This window comes from Stenotrophomonas sp. GD03958, assembly GCF_029839005.1.
GTDB classification, from domain to species: Bacteria; Pseudomonadota; Gammaproteobacteria; order Xanthomonadales; family Xanthomonadaceae; genus Stenotrophomonas; species Stenotrophomonas hibiscicola.
Window position 1 is genome coordinate 25,400 of the sequence record NZ_JAOBZT010000036.1, and the last position, 15,002, is coordinate 40,401.

At 67.0% G+C, this 15,002-nt stretch carries 16 protein-coding genes; 9 read left to right on the plus strand and 7 right to left on the minus strand.

The window, feature by feature from the left end:
- Positions 1-97 precede the first annotated feature (97 nt).
- Both mpl and N5C25_RS12020 read left to right on the plus strand, forming a co-directional pair.
- The gene (gene mpl / locus N5C25_RS12015) at positions 98-1,462 is read left to right on the plus strand and encodes a UDP-N-acetylmuramate:L-alanyl-gamma-D-glutamyl-meso-diaminopimelate ligase (RefSeq protein ID WP_058983493.1); all 1,365 of its coding nucleotides are present in this window, start codon (positions 98-100) and stop codon (positions 1,460-1,462) included.
- The gene (locus N5C25_RS12020; RefSeq protein ID WP_021203629.1) at positions 1,459-2,037 is read left to right on the plus strand and encodes an LON peptidase substrate-binding domain-containing protein; all 579 of its coding nucleotides are present in this window, start codon (positions 1,459-1,461) and stop codon (positions 2,035-2,037) included. The genes mpl and N5C25_RS12020 overlap by 4 nt, the downstream gene beginning before the upstream one ends.
- Positions 2,038-2,245: 208 nt before the next feature.
- Here N5C25_RS12020 and N5C25_RS12025 read toward each other — a convergent pair whose 3' ends face one another.
- On the minus strand, positions 2,246-4,243 hold the full coding sequence (locus N5C25_RS12025) for a bifunctional DedA family/phosphatase PAP2 family protein (protein WP_279936992.1): 1,998 nt from the start codon (positions 4,241-4,243) through the stop codon (positions 2,246-2,248).
- 85 nt (positions 4,244-4,328) lie between these two features.
- Here N5C25_RS12025 and N5C25_RS12030 point away from each other — a divergent pair, with 85 nt between their 5' ends.
- Together N5C25_RS12030 and N5C25_RS12035 are read left to right on the plus strand one after the other, a co-directional pair.
- Entirely contained in the window at positions 4,329-4,991 is a 663-nt protein-coding gene (locus N5C25_RS12030; RefSeq protein ID WP_058983488.1) for a serine/threonine-protein kinase, read from the plus strand.
- Complete coding sequence (locus N5C25_RS12035) at positions 4,988-5,494, plus strand: DUF2867 domain-containing protein (RefSeq protein ID WP_058983486.1); 507 nt, start codon at positions 4,988-4,990, stop codon at positions 5,492-5,494. Before N5C25_RS12030 ends, N5C25_RS12035 begins: the two co-directional genes overlap by 4 nt.
- Positions 5,495-5,545: 51 nt before the next feature.
- On the opposite strand, the gene N5C25_RS12040 is transcribed toward N5C25_RS12035, so the two are convergent.
- Positions 5,546-6,229 carry a hypothetical protein gene (locus N5C25_RS12040; RefSeq protein ID WP_058983485.1) on the minus strand — a complete coding sequence of 228 codons (684 nt, stop codon included), beginning with the start codon at positions 6,227-6,229 and terminating at the stop codon, positions 5,546-5,548.
- Between the two features lie 108 nt (positions 6,230-6,337).
- Between N5C25_RS12040 and N5C25_RS12045 the strand changes: the two genes are divergently transcribed.
- Together N5C25_RS12045 and N5C25_RS12050 are read left to right on the plus strand one after the other, a co-directional pair.
- A complete protein-coding gene (locus tag N5C25_RS12045; protein WP_058983483.1) occupies positions 6,338-7,156 on the plus strand; it encodes an NAD(P)-dependent oxidoreductase in 819 nt (272 codons plus the stop codon).
- A gap of 83 nt (positions 7,157-7,239) precedes the next feature.
- Complete coding sequence (locus N5C25_RS12050; protein ID WP_171952682.1) at positions 7,240-8,196, plus strand: DUF3829 domain-containing protein; 957 nt, start codon at positions 7,240-7,242, stop codon at positions 8,194-8,196.
- A gap of 44 nt (positions 8,197-8,240) precedes the next feature.
- Here N5C25_RS12050 and N5C25_RS12055 read toward each other — a convergent pair whose 3' ends face one another.
- A complete protein-coding gene (locus N5C25_RS12055; protein WP_171952683.1) occupies positions 8,241-9,113 on the minus strand; it encodes an ion transporter in 873 nt (290 codons plus the stop codon).
- Between the two features lie 63 nt (positions 9,114-9,176).
- On the opposite strand from N5C25_RS12055, the gene N5C25_RS12060 reads away from it, so the two are divergent.
- Entirely contained in the window at positions 9,177-10,403 is a 1,227-nt protein-coding gene (locus N5C25_RS12060) for an acetylornithine transaminase (RefSeq protein WP_262214235.1), read from the plus strand.
- A gap of 93 nt (positions 10,404-10,496) precedes the next feature.
- On the opposite strand, the gene N5C25_RS12065 is transcribed toward N5C25_RS12060, so the two are convergent.
- Positions 10,497-11,099: an HAD-IA family hydrolase gene (locus tag N5C25_RS12065; RefSeq protein WP_058983476.1), complete on the minus strand. Its 603-nt coding sequence runs from the start codon at positions 11,097-11,099 to the stop codon at positions 10,497-10,499.
- Between the two features lie 123 nt (positions 11,100-11,222).
- On the opposite strand from N5C25_RS12065, the gene azu reads away from it, so the two are divergent.
- Positions 11,223-11,672 (plus strand): azurin, encoded by a 450-nt coding sequence (azu, locus tag N5C25_RS12070; protein ID WP_058983474.1) that lies wholly within the window; start codon positions 11,223-11,225, stop codon positions 11,670-11,672.
- Between the two features lie 123 nt (positions 11,673-11,795).
- Here azu and hemL read toward each other — a convergent pair whose 3' ends face one another.
- Positions 11,796-13,085: a glutamate-1-semialdehyde 2,1-aminomutase gene (gene hemL / locus N5C25_RS12075; protein ID WP_251103442.1), complete on the minus strand. Its 1,290-nt coding sequence runs from the start codon at positions 13,083-13,085 to the stop codon at positions 11,796-11,798.
- 16 nt (positions 13,086-13,101) lie between these two features.
- Positions 13,102-13,728 carry a thiamine phosphate synthase gene (gene thiE, locus N5C25_RS12080; RefSeq protein ID WP_279936993.1) on the minus strand — a complete coding sequence of 209 codons (627 nt, stop codon included), beginning with the start codon at positions 13,726-13,728 and terminating at the stop codon, positions 13,102-13,104.
- A gap of 34 nt (positions 13,729-13,762) precedes the next feature.
- On the opposite strand from thiE, the gene N5C25_RS12085 reads away from it, so the two are divergent.
- Complete coding sequence (locus tag N5C25_RS12085) at positions 13,763-13,987, plus strand: rubredoxin (RefSeq protein ID WP_014038358.1); 225 nt, start codon at positions 13,763-13,765, stop codon at positions 13,985-13,987.
- Positions 13,988-14,026: 39 nt separating this feature from the next.
- Here N5C25_RS12085 and N5C25_RS12090 read toward each other — a convergent pair whose 3' ends face one another.
- Positions 14,027-14,872, minus strand: a complete 846-nt coding sequence (locus N5C25_RS12090) for a SirB1 family protein (protein WP_262214241.1) — start codon at positions 14,870-14,872, stop codon at positions 14,027-14,029.
- Positions 14,873-15,002: the final 130 nt, after the last annotated feature.

Below are 15,002 nucleotides of genomic sequence, written 5' to 3' on the forward strand. Positions count from 1 at the left end.
CAGATGATTGGAGTTTCCTCACATCCTGTGTAGGACTTGTCTTACCAAAGAGCGGACATTGGCCCTATACACCCGTCATCGGTCACAATCCTCGGTCATGAGCAGCGTACATATCCTTGCAATTGCCGGCACCTTCATGGGCGGCGTGGCCGCCCTGGCGCGGGAACTGGGCCATACGGTCAGCGGCAGTGACCAGGCCATCTATCCGCCGATGTCCACCCAGCTCGAGCAGCTGGGTATCACCTTGGACCAGGGCTACCGCGCCGACAGCGTGCCACCGGGCACCGACGACGTGGTGATCGGCAACGCACTCTCACGCGGCAATGCCGCCGTTGAGGCCGTGCTCGACGCCGGCCAGCGCTATATCTCCGGTGCGCAGTGGCTGTCCGAGCAGGTGCTGCCGGGCCGCGATACGCTGGCCGTGGCCGGCACCCACGGCAAGACCACCACCACCACCATCCTCACCTGGCTGCTGGAAAGCGCCGGTCGTTCTCCCGGTTTCCTGATCGGCGGCGTGGCCGAGGATTTCGGCGTCTCCGCCCGCCTGGGCCAGGGCCGCGAGTTCGTGGTCGAGGCCGACGAGTACGACACCGCCTTCTTCGACAAGCGCAGCAAGTTCGTGCACTACCGGCCGCTGGTGGCCATCCTCAACAACCTTGAATACGACCACGCCGACATCTTCCCGGACGTGGCCGCGATCCAGCGCCAGTTCCATCACCTGGTGCGCACGGTGCCGGCGCGTGGCCGACTGATCGTCAATGGCGAGGATCCGCATCTGGCCGAAGTGCTGGCGATGGGCTGCTGGACCCCGGTCGAGCGTTTCGGATTCGATCCGTCGCTGGAATGGCATGCCGAACTGCTGGCTGCCGATGGCAGCGCGTTCCGCGTGCACCACCGCGGGCAGGCACTGGGTGATGTGCAGTGGTCGTTGCTGGGCCGCCACAACGTGCTCAACGGCCTGGCGGCGCTGGCAGCCGCACATGCGGTGGGTGTTGCGCCGGCCGAGGTGATCCCGGCGCTGGCGCGCTTCCGCAGCGTCAAGCGCCGCATGGAAGTGATCGGCAGCCACGAGGGCATCACCGTCTACGACGATTTCGCCCACCACCCGACCGCAATCGCCACCACGCTGGAAGGGCTGCGCGCCAAGGTGGGCGATGCGCGCATCGTGGTCGCGATGGAGCCGCGCAGCAATTCGATGCGGCTGGGCGCACACGCGCAGGCGCTGGCCCCCTCGCTGGCGCTGGCCGATGAAGTGGTGTTCCTGCATCGCCCGGAACTGGCCTGGGATGCTGCTGCGGTGATCGCCGCAGTGCGTGGCGAAGCGCACGCGGTGCCCGATACCGACGCGCTGCTGGCGCAATTGCAGGCCAGCGCGCGCAGGGGTGACCACGTGGTGTTCATGTCCAACGGTGGCTTCGACGGCGCACCGCGCCGCTTCCTTGCCGCGCTGCAGGCCCGATGAGCGTCGACGGTTCGCTGCCGCTGTTTCCGCTGCACACCACGCTGGTGCCAGGTGCGGCGGTGGGCCTGCGCGTGTTCGAACGGCGCTACCTGGATCTGGTGCGCGACAGCGGCCGCAGTGGTGAGGGCTTTGGTGTCTGCCTGATCCTCGACGGCCAGGAAGTGGGAGCCCCGGCAACGCCGGCCGCGTATGGCGTGCAGGTACGCATCGAAGACTTCGATGTCGGCGCCGACGGCGTGCTGCAGTTGCGCCTGCGCGGCACCCGCCGTTTCCATGTCGAGCGCACGCGCGTGCGTGACAACGGGCTGGTGGTAGCCGACGTGCGCTGGTGCGATGAAGACCCAGACGACGAACTGCGGCCGCAGCATGCCCTGCTGGCCACGGTGCTGGGGCACATCATCGAACAGGCCGGCGAGGCCTATGCGCCGGCCAACCCAGCGCTGCTGGACCAGGCCAGCTGGGTCGGCTGGCGGCTGGCCGAACTGCTGCCGCTGAGCGAGCAGCAGCGGTTGCAGCTGCTGCAGCTGGACGACCCGCACCAGCGTTTGCAGCAGTTGCTGGGCTGGATGCCGTAGCAGCCTGCCCCGGGTGGTGTGCGCCCTGGTGCACACGCTGGGGTATGCGGGGAATGCCATCCACGCATGGCGTGGATCTACTGGAACCCGCATCCACGCATGGCGTGGATCTACTGTAGAGCCGAGCGTATGCTCGGCTTGATGGATCCCGCGAAGGCAGCCGAGCATGGGCTCGGCTCTACAGTGGGTGGCTGCGCGCCGGTACCGGTCAGGGCGTGGTGGTCTTCAGCCGCAGCACCGGCAACCCGGTTTCGCTGTGCACATCCTCGCGCTGCGGCAGGTCCTGCACGGCGTCCTTCACCGCGTTCAATGCCGGGTCGACGCCGCGCAGTGGATGCCACATGCCGATCCATTCGAAATGGCGCTGGTAGCGCAGGGTCTGCGCACTGCCCAGCCACAGTGGCGTATTGCCCGGCTGCAACTGTGCAGGGGCTGGCCACAGGCGCAGTACGTAGCGCTCATCGCGATGTGCACCCTGGCGCACCATCAACAGCGCTTCCACGCGGGTGTCCAGCGTCGCCGGCAGCACCGGCAGGTCATCGGCGCCGGTGTTCTTGTCCAGCATCAGCAGCGCCTGCTGCCAGCCGGCCTGCTCCTGTCGCTTCCAGCCGCGCGCTTCCAGTTGCGCCTGCAGCGGTGCCAACGGACCGGCCACCTGCACGTCCAGCGGCCAGCGCTGGTCGTCGTCGAACTCGTTGCGGCGCGCCGGCAGCGTGGCCCAGTCGTGCTGCCACCAGGCCTGCGTGTCCATTGCCTGCGGGGCCGGCAGGGTCGGCTCGAAGCGTTCCAGCTTCACCGGGATGTGGCGCGGCGCGTACCACATCGCCGCCACGGCGAACACGCCATAGAACAGCCAGGCCACCGGTTTCACCCAGAACGAGCGGTTGAAGCGGCGGCGGTAGGCGATGCCCAGCACCAGCAGCCAGAACGTGCCGAACAGCATGCCGCCGATCACGTCGCTCAGCCAATGCGCACCCAGGTACAGGCGCGAGAAGCCGATCAGGCTGACCACGATGCCCGACACCAGGTACGGCCAGACGCGGGTACGGCCGGGCATCTCGCGGGCGATCAGCACCGCGAAGAAGCCGAAGGTGATGGTGGCCATGGTCACCGACACCGAAGGGAAGCCGAAGCCGCTGCTGGCGTCGACCGGGCGCACCACATCCACGGTGGCACCCAGCAGCATGGTCAGCGCCAGGCCGAAGGCGAGGGCGGCCAGCCAATGTGCGGCCGCCATCCAGCGCCGGCGCCAGATCAGGTAGCCCATCGCTGCAGCGGTGGCCGGCAGCAGGACCTGCCAGGCGCCCAGCGACGCCAGCGCGGCCATCGGGTAATCGGCCAGCGGGTTACGCAGCGCCAGCATGGCCTGGTGCACCAGCAGGTCGATCGCCAGCGGCTCGCCGTGCGCGACCACCACGGTCAACAATGCGAACCAGCCCCAGCCCAGTACCAGCAGCATCAACGCCAGCATCGCCAGCGGCACCGATTCACGGCGCTTGGGATCAAGCACGCCGACGGTATAGCGGCCCAGCGTGGGGTGGCGGTTGGACCAGTCCAGCAGGCGTGCCAACCAGTTGTCCATGCGCGCGGCCGACCAGCGGTAGCCGTACAGCACGATGGCCCAGACCAGGCCGAGGATCACCGCCAGCAGGCCGACCACCACCACCAGCCGACCGGCCACCGCGGCCACCGCGTCATAGGCCTCGCCAAGAATCCAGCCGGGGGCCAGGAACAGGACCGCCCATGAAATGCTGGCGATACCACTGGCCTGTACATAGCGGCTGGCTGGCATCTTCATCATGCCTGCGATGGCGGGCACGAATGGCCGGATCGCGCCGACGTAGCGTGCCACCAGGATGCTCTTGAAGGCATTGCGGCGGAACAGGTTTTCGCCGCGGTCGAGCAGCTGCGGGTAACGGCTGAACGGCCACACGCCGCGCAGGCGGTCGCCCCAGCGGCGGCCGATCCAGTAACTGATGCCATCGCCGGCAAACGCACCCAATGCCGCAGCCGCCACCGCGTACGGCCCGGAGATCTGGCCCAGGCCAATGAACACGCCCACCGCGAACAGCAGTGGCAGCGCCGGCACGATGGCGCCAAGAATGATGACCGCATCGCAGAAGGCGATGAGGAAGATAACGGCGCCCGCCAGCACGGGGTGAGCGGCAATCCACGCGAGCGTGGCGTCGATCCATGAAGAGTCCATTGCCCGATTATAGGGGCGTGAAGGTGACTGGTTCCCAGCCGCTTGGTGACCGTTTGCAACCAGTGCCATCGCCTAGAATGGGCCCATGCCGCATACGCCCGACGCTCAACCGCATGCTTTGAAGGCCGACAGCTTCGGCCGGATCCTCCTTGTGAATGGGCCCGATGGTCCCTTTGTGCGCCGTGATCTTGGTGCCACGCCGCTGTGGTTGCGGCTGCCTGCATGGTGGCTGGCCCGCCGCGAGGCCCGCGCGCTGCAGCACATTCACGGCATGGCCGATGTGCCGCAGCTGCTGGCCTGGAATGGCCATCACCTGGATCGCAGCTTCATGGCCGGCGACGCCATGTACCAGCGCCCACCGCGCGGCGACCTGGCCTGGTTCCGTTCCGCGCGCCGGCTGCTGCAGCAGCTGCATCGCAACGGCGTGGCCCACAACGATCTGGCCAAGGAGGCCAACTGGCTGGTCACTGAAGATGGACGGCCGGCGCTGATCGACTTCCAGCTGGCGGTGATCGGCAACCCGCGCTCGCGCTGGATGCGGCTGCTGGCGCGCGAGGACCTGCGCCACCTGCTCAAGCACAAGCGCATGTACTGCCGTGAATCGCTTACGCCGGTGGAGAAGCGGTTGCTCAAGCGCACCTCGTGGGTGCGCGAACTGTGGTTTGCTACCGGCAAGCCGGTCTACCGCTTCGTCACCCGCCGCATCCTGCATTGGGAAGACAACGAAGGGCAGGGGCCAAAGCCGTGAGCCGTGTGCAGGTGTTGACCAGCCCGCCGAGTGTGGGCAGCGTCTTGCACCCACAGCTGGCTGGCGCCGATTTCGTGCACGCCTGCCAGGCGACGACCCGTCGCGATGGGCGCTCGGCCCTGCAGGCCTACCGCGACATGGCCGCGACCATTCCCGGCTGGTTCGATGGGCTGATGGCGCTGCGCAACCACGGCATGCGCCTGCTGGGCATGAAGCATCTGGGTTCGTTGCGTGCAGTGCAGGTTGTTGAAGATCCTCAACCCGGCCAGCGGCTCGGCATCTTCACCCTGCAGTCGATGGATGACGATGCCATCGTGCTGGAAGACGACGACCGCCATCTTCGCGTGCAGCTGGCGCTGCAGTGGCAGGGCGACGTGCTGGAAGTGGCGACCGTGGTGCATACGCATAACGCCTTCGGGCGCGCGTACATGCTGCCGGTTGCGCCGGTGCACCGGTTGATCGTGCCGCATCTGCTGAAGAAGCAGGTGCAGGCATACCGGTGATTCGACACTGCGCTCGCCGGGCCATGCCCGGCGAGACGCGGCGTTTCCGGGTTACCGCGTCGCCGGCACGACCTGCTGGCCGATGAAGTTGCGCTTGGCGTCGAAGTCGTAGGCGATCTGCAACTGCCCGACATCCGGGCAGGCGTGGCAGTCGCGCAGCGGCGTGCGGTACAGCAGGCGGATGCCACCATTCTCCAACGGCGAGGCGCCGGCCGACTGCGCCGGTGCGAACGGCGTGGCTTGCGGGTTGGCCTTCAGCAGTTCCTGCACAGTTGGGTCGGCACGCAAGGTGTCGTCCAACTGCACGGCATCCACATCGATGCGCTTGCCGCTGGCATCGACCAGGCGGGTACCTTCATTGGTGTTGGCGCGGAACGGATACTCGACCGTGGCAATGCCCAGTCCTTCGTTCTCGTGCCACGCGGTCACATAGGCCAACTCACCGCCGGTGGACAACTGCTCGGCGGCGGTGATGGCCTCGGCACTGGCGCCACCGGCGCGCATCGCGTCGCGAAGGCAATCCCGGGTGACCGCGTTCTCGCCCTGGCGGCAGGCGTTGAGGTCGCCATCCCAGACCACCGCCTCGCTCCAGCGCATCTTGCCGTCGGCGGCGGCCTTCTCCGCGCTGGGCGTGTCACCGGCGGGTGGCTCCTTGCCGGGTTCCGGCGAACGGCCCTGGCAGGCAGTCAGCAGGGCAAGCCCCAAGGCAGGCAGCAACAGGCGGGAACGGCGCATGGCGTGTACCTCGTGCGTTGTCTGGAGGCCCGAGTATCGTCAAGGGCGGGTGAACTCCGCGTCGGCGCGGCATACTAGCGGCTCATTGCATACGCTGGAGTGCGGAACGTGGGCAGTCTGCAGGGCAAAACGCTTTTCATCACCGGTGCCTCGCGTGGCATCGGCCTGGCCATCGCACTGCGCGCCGCGCGCGACGGGGCCAACGTGGCGATCGCGGCCAAGTCGTCGGTGCCGAATCCGAAGCTGCCGGGCACCATCCACACCGCCGCCGAAGCGGTGACGGCTGCAGGCGGGCAGGGCCTGGCGCTGAAGTGCGACATCCGGGAGGAAGAGCAGGTGCAGGCGGCGGTGGCGGCCACGGTCGACACCTTCGGTGGCATCGACATCCTGATCAACAACGCCAGCGCGATCTGGTTGCGCGGCACGCTGGATACGCCGATGAAGCGTTTCGACCTGATGCAGCAGGTCAATTCGCGCGGCAGCTTCCTGTGCGCGCAGGCCTGCCTGCCGTACCTGCTGCAGGCGCCGAACCCGCACATCCTGACCCTGGCGCCGCCGCCGAGCCTGGAGCCGAAGTGGTGGGGCGCACATACCGGCTACACGCTGGCGAAGATGGGCATGAGCTTCGTCACCCTGGGCCTGGCCGCGGAATTCGGCCCGCAGGGCGTGGCGGTGAATGCGCTGTGGCCGCGCACCGTCATCGCCACCGATGCGATCAACATGATTCCGGGCGTGGATGCGGCTGGCTGCCGCACGCCACAGATCATGGCCGATGCCGCACACGCGGTGCTGGTGCGCGAAGCGGCCGGCTTCCATGGCCAGTTCCTGATCGACGATGACGTGCTGGCACAGGCGGGTATCACCGATCTGTCCGGCTATGCGGTGGACCCGTCGCGCGCGCTGTTGCCGGATCTGTTCCTGGATTGAGCTGGTTCCTGAAACGGGGAAGCCCTCGTCAGGACAACGCTGGTGCCGTACTGTCTCTCCCCTGTACAACATGGATGTCCCGTATGAGTCATTCCGCCGCTTGTCGCCGTCTGCTGGTGTTTCCCGTCCTTTGTCTGCTGCTGTCGGCCTGCAGCGATGCGGGAGTCGGGTCTGGCTCTGGCTCTGGCTTGCGCGAACGCAAAGCCAGCGCCTATGCAAAGTGCCGAGATGCGATGGAACTGAGCGTTCGGGGGGGATTTGAACGATATACAAGCTGGATGAAGGACGCTGACGCGGGTCCGACGGGAACGGAGACAGCCCCGCGTGGACCGGGCTGGAGTGCCAATGACGTCGAGTACGACTGTGGCAACGCGGTGACGGAGGCATTGGAGCGGCAGCCCCCCGTCACCTTCGACGCGGCAGCCCGGCAGTACCATCAGGCGCTGCTGGCCTTGCAGGCCGTCGCTGAGCCTGTTGATCGTTATTATCGTCGTGAAGAATTCCGTCGTGACGGCGGCGCGGGCATGCGCCGCCAGCACGCTGCCCTGATGCAGGCTTACGCGAGGTACTTTGCAGCGAACGAAGTGCTGGATGCTGCCCTGCATCAGCACGACCTTGCCTACCGCGCTGAGTTGCTGGCGAGGATGGAGGGATATCAGGGAAGGTCCACGGACTACTACGCACTACGTTTCGTGGGTGAAGGCCGTGATCTGGTGCGCTCGCTGCGGGGGCCGACGCCAGACCTGGTAGCTGCACGCAACCAACTGCAGCAGTATCAGACCATGCTCCAGCAAGCGCAGAGCAGTGGCATCGGCAAAGATGTGGCGGCGTGGCGCCTGTTCGAGCTTTCCGCCGACACCTTGGTCAGTGAAGCCTGGCATCGTGTCGAGCGATTGGAAAAGGGCCAGCCGATTGTCGAGCAGGATCCGGCGGTGCTGTTGCCTGGTATGCGGCCCAGGGTGTATGCGTCCCCTGGCGCCCTGTCGCGACTGAACGATGCCTATGGTGACCTGGCTGCGGCAAGCGGCCGCCTTCCCTGATCCCATTCCCCGGACCATGGTCCACGCACCTGGGCATGCTGGCCTCAGCTGTTGAACGTTTCGGGAAGGATCCCACCGCACTTGCGGCAGTGCCGCGAATCCGGTTCATGCCCCTCCAGCCCGCAATGCGGGCAGCCGCGGGCATCACGGCGCGCGGCCAGTTCGGCCTCGCGCATGGTGCTGGCCAGTTCGGCGGTGTAGATGCCGGTGGGCACGGCGATGATGCTGTAGCCGATCAGGATCAGCACTGAGGTGACGAAGCGGCCGAGCACGGTCTGCGGCACGATGTCACCGAAGCCGACCGTGGCCATGGTCACCACCGCCCAGTACATGCTGGCCGGGATGTTGGTGAAGCCGTGTTCGGGGCCCTCGATCACGTACATCAGCGCACCGGCGATGATGGTGATGGTGATCACCGTGAACAGGAACACCAGCACCTTGCGCCGGCTGCGCCACAGTGACGTCATCAGGACGCCGCTTTCCTCGATGTAGCGGGTCAGCTTGAGGATGCGGAACACCCGCAGGATGCGCAGCGCGCGCACCACCAGCAGGCTCTGCGCACCCGGGATGAACATCGACAGGTAGGCGGGCAGGATCGACAGCAGGTCGATGATGCCCCAGATGCTCACCGCGTAACGCAGCGGGCGCCTGACAACCGCCAGGCGCAGCAGGTACTCGGCGGTGAAGATGATCGTGAAGCCCCATTCCAGGATGTACAGGCCGGTGGACCATTCGGCATGCAGGTGCTGCACGCTGTCGATCATCACCACCAGGATGCTGGCGACGATCGCCACCACCAGGATCAGGTCGAAATTGCGCGAAGGGCGGGTGTCATGGCGGTAGATGATGTCGAACCACCGACGGCGCCAGCCGGTCTCGGTGGCGGGGTTGAGCTGGGGAGCGGAAAACGGTCGCATGGGCGCATTGTGCCGCAGGGGTTCCGGCGCGAGAATGGGCATTCCTGAACCCTGCCGACTGCCATGACCGCCGCGACTGATCCGCTGATTTCCCTTTCGCACTACTACCTGCCGGTCTACAAGCCCCGCCAGGTGGTACTGGAGCGCGGCCAGGGCGCCCGTGTGTGGGACAGCCAGGGCCGTGAGTTCATCGATCTGGCCGCCGGCATCGCCGTGTGTGGCCTCGGCCACAACGATCCGGACCTGGTGGCCGCGCTGGTCGAGCAGGCCGGCAAGCTTTGGCACACCAGCAACGTGTTCTACAGCGCGCCGCCGCTGCACTTGGCCGAGGAGCTGGTCAAGGCCAGCCGCTTCGCCGAGCGCGTGTTCCTGTGCAATTCCGGCGCCGAAGCCAACGAAGTGGCGATCAAGATGGTCCGCAAGTGGGCCTCCAGCCAGGGCCGCCCGGCCGACAAGCGGGTGATCATCACCTTCCGCGGCAGCTTCCACGGTCGCACCATGGGCGCAGTGACCGCTACTGCCCAGCCGAAGTACCAGGAAGGCTACGAGCCGCTGCCCGGTGGCTTCCGCTACATCGATTTCAACGATGAGGTGCAGCTGGAAACCGCAATGGCCGCCGGTGACGTGGCGGCGGTGATGCTGGAGCCGATCCAGGGCGAGGGCGGCGTGATGCCGGCCAAGTCCGGCTTCCTCAAGCGCGTGCGCGAACTGTGCGACCAGCACAACGCGCTGCTGGTGCTGGACGAGATCCAGGCCGGCATGGGCCGCACCGGCACGCTGTTCGCGCACTGGCAGGACGAGGTGGTGCCGGACATGGTCACCCTGGCCAAGGCGCTGGGTGGCGGCTTCCCGATCGGTGCGATGCTGGCCGGCCCGAAGGTGGCCGAAACCATGCAGTTCGGTGCGCACGGCACCACCTTCGGTGGCAACCCTCTGGCCGCCGCGGTCGCACGCGTTGCGCTGCGAAAGCTGGCCTCGGCGGAGATCGCCGCCAATGTCAGCCGCCAGTCGAAGGCGCTGCGCGATGGCTTTGCGCGCATCAACGAAGAATTCGGCGTGTTCTGCGACGTGCGTGGCCGCGGCCTGATGCTGGGCGCGGTGCTGGGCAAGGACTTCGCCGGCCAGGCCGGGGCGATCCTCGACCATGCCGCCGAGCAGGGCCTGCTGACCCTGCAGGCCGGCCCGGACGTGCTGCGCTTCGTGCCGTCGTTGAACATCACCGACGAAGAAGTGGCCGAAGGCCTGAAGCGCCTGCGCGCGGCGATTGCAGCGTTCATTGCCGCGCGCTGAAGCCTGCCGAGGCATCGGTAGAGCCGAGCGTACGCTCGGCTCATCGCGATGTCAGGCAACAGGAGCCGAGCATGGGCTCGGCTCTACAGCACGTCACGCGACCCGATAGCGCTTCAACACCTTGCCCAATCCACGGCCATCGCGCACGGTTTCCGCGTGCAGGCCGGCAGCGCGTGCGCCGCGCACATTGGCGAACAGGTCATCAATGAACAGCGTGTGCGAAGGCGCCACGCCGAGTACCTCAAGCGTGCGCAGGAATACTTCCGGTGCGGGTTTGCGCAGGCCGAAATCGGCGCTGCAGAACACGCGCTCCCGCAGGGCCGGGAACAGGTCCGGCAGCAGGGCGGGCAAGGCCTGCTGCATCAGCGCGCCGTTGTTGGTCAGCACCGCCATCGGCAGCTTCAGCGCCTGCAGCCGCCGCAGCACGGCGAACTGCGGATGGCTGGCGGCCTGGCGTGCGGCGGTCCATGTCGCCAGATCGACCGTCCTGCACAGCAGCGCGCCCAGACGCGCCAGATAGGCCGGACCATCCAGCGTGCCATTGTCATGTGCCGCTTCCAGGCCGCTGTCATACAACGCGGCCTGCACGGTCTGCGTCGGAACCTGCAGTGCTTGGGCCAGGTGCAGCACGCGCTGCGCGCGCTGGTACTGCACCAGTACGCCATCCACATCCAGCAGCAACAGGTCGATCCGCATCGGCCGAGCATGCCATTGCGATGTGTGCGCGGGAAACCCTGGAGCTGCCATGCGACAGACGGTCGCAGCCGGGCGGGCATAGGCCTGCCTAGAATGGCGCTCGAATCCGCAGGAGATGCAACGATGAAGGCTTGGGTGGTGGCAGTGGGATTGGGCGCGCTGATGCTGGCGCCGTCGGCGATGGCGCGGGTGTGTGCGGTGAGCATCGACAGCACCGACCAGATGAGCTTCAGCAGCCGCGAGATCAAGGTCGCCGCCGACTGCACCGCCGTGGACCTGACCCTGCGCCACACCGGCAAGCTGGCCGCTACCGCGATGGGCCACAACTGGGTGCTGACCCGCACTGCCGATTACCAGCCGGTGGCGATGGCGGGCATGCGCATGACGCTGGCTGACAGCTACCTGCCAAAGGCCGACAAGCGCGTGCTGGCGCACACCAAGGTGATCGGCGGTGGCGAGACCGCGCGCGTGCGCTTCTCCACCCAGGGCCTGCAGAAGGGCGGTGACTACACCTTCTTCTGCTCGTTCCCCGGCCACTTCGCGATGATGAAGGGCAAGTTCGTCTTCGGTTGAGCAGCCACGCATGGCGTGGCTCTACCAGTAGATCCACACCATGCGTGGATGAAAAAAGGGGACGGAGGGGATTAAGTCGTTTGTGCACAAACGACTTAATCCCCTCCGTCCCCTTTTCTGCGATCAGCCCTTGGCAGCCTTGAACGCCACGCGTGCTGCGGCCAGCGTCGCCTCGATCACGGCATCGTCGTGGGCGCTGGACAGGAAGCCGGCCTCGTACGCCGACGGGGCCAGGAACACGCCCTGGTCCAGCATCGCGTGGAAGAAGCGGTTGAACGCCGGAATGTCACAGGCGGTGGCCTGCGCATAGGTCTCGACCTTCTCGCTGGTGAAGAACAGCCCGAACATCGCACCCACGCAGGTGGTGGTCACGGCCACACCGGCGTCGGCGGCGGCCGCTTCCAGACCCGCACACAGGCGTGCGGTGCGCTCGGCCAGGTCGGCGTGGAAACCCGGCTGCTGGACCAGCTCCAGCATCGCCAGGCCAGCGGCCATCGCCACCGGATTGCCGCTCAGCGTACCGGCCTGGTAGATCGGGCCGGCCGGTGCGATCTGCTGCATCAGCTCGCGGCGACCACCGTAGGCACCCACCGGCATGCCACCGCCGATGATCTTGCCGAAAGTGGTCAGGTCCGGGGTGATGCCGTAATGCGCCTGCGCACCGCCAAGGGCAACACGGAAGCCGGTCATCACTTCGTCGAAGATCAGCAGCGCGCCATGCTGCGTGCACAGTGCACGCAGGTGTTGCAGGTAGCCCTCGCGCGGCGGAATGCAGTTTGCGTTGCCGACCACCGGTTCGATGATCAGGCCGGCGATGTCGCCACCCTGCTGTTCGAACAGGGCGGTGGCCGCTTCGAAGTCGTTGTAGGGCAGGGTCAGGGTCAGTTCGCTCAGCCCGGCCGGGACGCCCGGCGAGGTCGGCACGCCCAAGGTCAGCATGCCGCTGCCGGCCTTGACCAGGAACGAGTCGCCGTGGCCGTGGTAGCAGCCTTCGAACTTGACGATGCGGTTGCGGCCGGTGGCGCCACGCGCCAGCCGGATCGCCGACAGCGTGGCCTCGGTACCGGAGTTGACCATGCGCACCATCTCGCACGATGGCACCAAGCGGGTGATGGTCTCGGCCATCGTCACTTCGGCCGCGCACGGCGCACCGAACGACAGCCCGTTGTCGATCGCCTTCTTCACCGCCTGGCGCACGGCCGGGTGGTTGTGGCCGACGATCATCGGGCCCCAGGAACCGACGTAGTCGATGTAGCGGTTGCCATCGACGTCGTACAGGTAGGCGCCATCGGCGCGTTCAACGAAGAACGGCTCGCCGCCGACCGACTTGAACGCACGTACCGGCGAATTGACGCCGCCCGGCAGCAGCTGCTGGGCACGGGAGAACAGGGCGTGGGACTGGTCGTGGTTCATGGGGCTTTCCTGGGCATTACGCGAACTGGGCGAGATAGGCGCGCTGGGCCGCGACCGGGTCCGATGCGGCATAGATACCGCTGACCACGGCCACCAGATCGGCGCCGGCATCGATGATGGGACCGACATTGTCCGGCGTCAGGCCGCCGATCGCCACCCGCGGCACGCCGAGTGCGGCGCTTTGCCGCAGCAGGTCGGTGTGGGCGCGGCTGCTGGTGACCTTGGTGGTGGTCGGGAAGAAGGCGCCGAAGGCCACATAGCTGGCGCCGGCCGCCACGGCCTTCTCTGCATTGGCCAGCTGGTCGTAGCAGGAGGCGCCGATGATGGCCTCGGCACCGAGCAGCGCGCGCGCGCTGGGAATGTCCCCGTCGGTGCCGCCCAGATGCACGCCAGCCGCGCCCACGGCCTTGGCCAGCACCGGATCGTCGTTGACGATCAGCGGCACGCCGTGGGCGGCGCACAGGCCTTGCAGGGCCGTCGCCTGTTCCTGCCGCAGCGCGTCGCTGGCGGTTTTGTGGCGGTACTGCAGCCAAGTGGCACCAGCGGCCAGCAGCGGCGTGGTACGAGCCAGCAGGCGCGCGGTATCGGGTTCGTCCGGGGTGATCAGGTAGACGCCGCGGGGCGCCGTGGAAGCAGAGGTCATCGATGGCTACCGGTGAGTGGACCGCGATGGGACAATGGCGGCCCGTGAATCCAGCCCCGATTATCCGATGAGCGATGCCACCCCCACCACCTTGCGCACCTGGATGTGCGTGGTCTGCGGCTTCCTGTACAGCGAAGCGGAGGGCCTGCCGGAGGAGGGCATCGCGCCGGGGACGCGCTGGGAGGACATTCCAGAGACCTGGACCTGCCCGGACTGCGGGGTCACCAAGGCCGATTTTGAGATGGTCGAGGTCGATTGACCTAGCCTTGGGTGCGGGCCGGCCCACACGCCGGCACCCTCAATGCAGCCGCGGCACCGGCCCGCCGAGGTCGATCAGCTTCTCGCGCAGCCACTGCGCATCGCTGGCCTCGGGATTGCGCTTCAGGTACTGCCCCAGGTCGTGGCGGGCACCGGCCAGATAATCGAGCTGCAGATAGGCCAGGCCGCGGTCGCGCAGCGCGTCGTCCTGCTCCGGGGCCAGCTTCAGCAGGCGGTCGGCACTGCGTGCAGCGCGGTCCCATTCGCCGGCCTCGGCGTAGACGCCGTGCAGGTTACGCAGCATGCGCATCAGGATCGCGCGCGCCGGCGCCGGGTCGAGGATCTGCGCCAGCACCTGGTCATCGGGCATCTGCCCGCCCAGGTGTGATTTGGCCCGCTCGCGCAGTTCGTCCACATCCAGTGGGCGGCCACCATTGAACGGGTCCATCACCAGGACGCCGTCGTCCACCGGCAGGCGCACCAGGAAATGGCCGGGGAAGGACACGCCGTCGAGCGGGATCCCCAGCCGTCGCGACACTTCCATCTGCACCAGCGCCAGCGAGATCGGGTTGCCCAGGCGCCGCTCGAACACCTGGTTGAGATAGCTGTTGCGCGGATCGTAGTACTTGTCGTGGTCGCCGCTGTAGCCCAGCTCGTCGAACAGGTGGCGGTTGATCGCCGCCATCTTCAATGGACTGTTGTCGATGCTCTCCACTTCCGAGCGGAGGTGGTCGACGTGGCTCTGGATCAGCGCGTCGTAGGTCGACGGCTGCAGATCGGGGTATTCATCGCGCGCGATCAGCAGCGCGGTCGGCAACAGTGGCAGCGCCTCGTCTTCGAGGTCGGCCAGTGCATCCCAGTCGGGGAGTGTGATCCGGTCCTGCATGGCCACAGACTGGCGTCATTCGCAGGCGGTTTCAAGCGGTGCCGCGTGAATTCCTCATGTCATCGTTTCCCCATCCACGCATGGCGTGGATCTACCGCAGATCGCGGAAATGTGTCGAAGGCGGGGTGGG

Excerpts from the sequence above, each read along its gene's own strand:
- mpl (WP_058983493.1), top strand. The coding sequence starts at position 98 with ATGAGCAGCGTACATATCCTTGCAATTGCCGGCACCTTCATGGGCGGC.
- N5C25_RS12020 (WP_021203629.1), top strand. The coding sequence starts at position 1,459 with ATGAGCGTCGACGGTTCGCTGCCGCTGTTTCCGCTGCACACCACGCTG.
- N5C25_RS12025 (WP_279936992.1), bottom strand. The coding sequence starts at position 4,243 with ATGGACTCTTCATGGATCGACGCCACGCTCGCGTGGATTGCCGCTCAC.
- N5C25_RS12030 (WP_058983488.1), top strand. The coding sequence starts at position 4,329 with ATGCCGCATACGCCCGACGCTCAACCGCATGCTTTGAAGGCCGACAGC.
- N5C25_RS12040 (WP_058983485.1), bottom strand. The coding sequence starts at position 6,229 with ATGCGCCGTTCCCGCCTGTTGCTGCCTGCCTTGGGGCTTGCCCTGCTG.
- N5C25_RS12050 (WP_171952682.1), top strand. The coding sequence starts at position 7,240 with ATGAGTCATTCCGCCGCTTGTCGCCGTCTGCTGGTGTTTCCCGTCCTT.
- N5C25_RS12055 (WP_171952683.1), bottom strand. The coding sequence starts at position 9,113 with ATGCGACCGTTTTCCGCTCCCCAGCTCAACCCCGCCACCGAGACCGGC.
- N5C25_RS12060 (WP_262214235.1), top strand. The coding sequence starts at position 9,177 with ATGACCGCCGCGACTGATCCGCTGATTTCCCTTTCGCACTACTACCTG.
- N5C25_RS12065 (WP_058983476.1), bottom strand. The coding sequence starts at position 11,099 with ATGCGGATCGACCTGTTGCTGCTGGATGTGGATGGCGTACTGGTGCAG.
- azu (WP_058983474.1), top strand. The coding sequence starts at position 11,223 with ATGAAGGCTTGGGTGGTGGCAGTGGGATTGGGCGCGCTGATGCTGGCG.
- hemL (WP_251103442.1), bottom strand. The coding sequence starts at position 13,085 with ATGAACCACGACCAGTCCCACGCCCTGTTCTCCCGTGCCCAGCAGCTG.
- thiE (WP_279936993.1), bottom strand. The coding sequence starts at position 13,728 with ATGACCTCTGCTTCCACGGCGCCCCGCGGCGTCTACCTGATCACCCCG.
- N5C25_RS12085 (WP_014038358.1), top strand. The coding sequence starts at position 13,763 with ATGGCGGCCCGTGAATCCAGCCCCGATTATCCGATGAGCGATGCCACC.
- N5C25_RS12090 (WP_262214241.1), bottom strand. The coding sequence starts at position 14,872 with ATGCAGGACCGGATCACACTCCCCGACTGGGATGCACTGGCCGACCTC.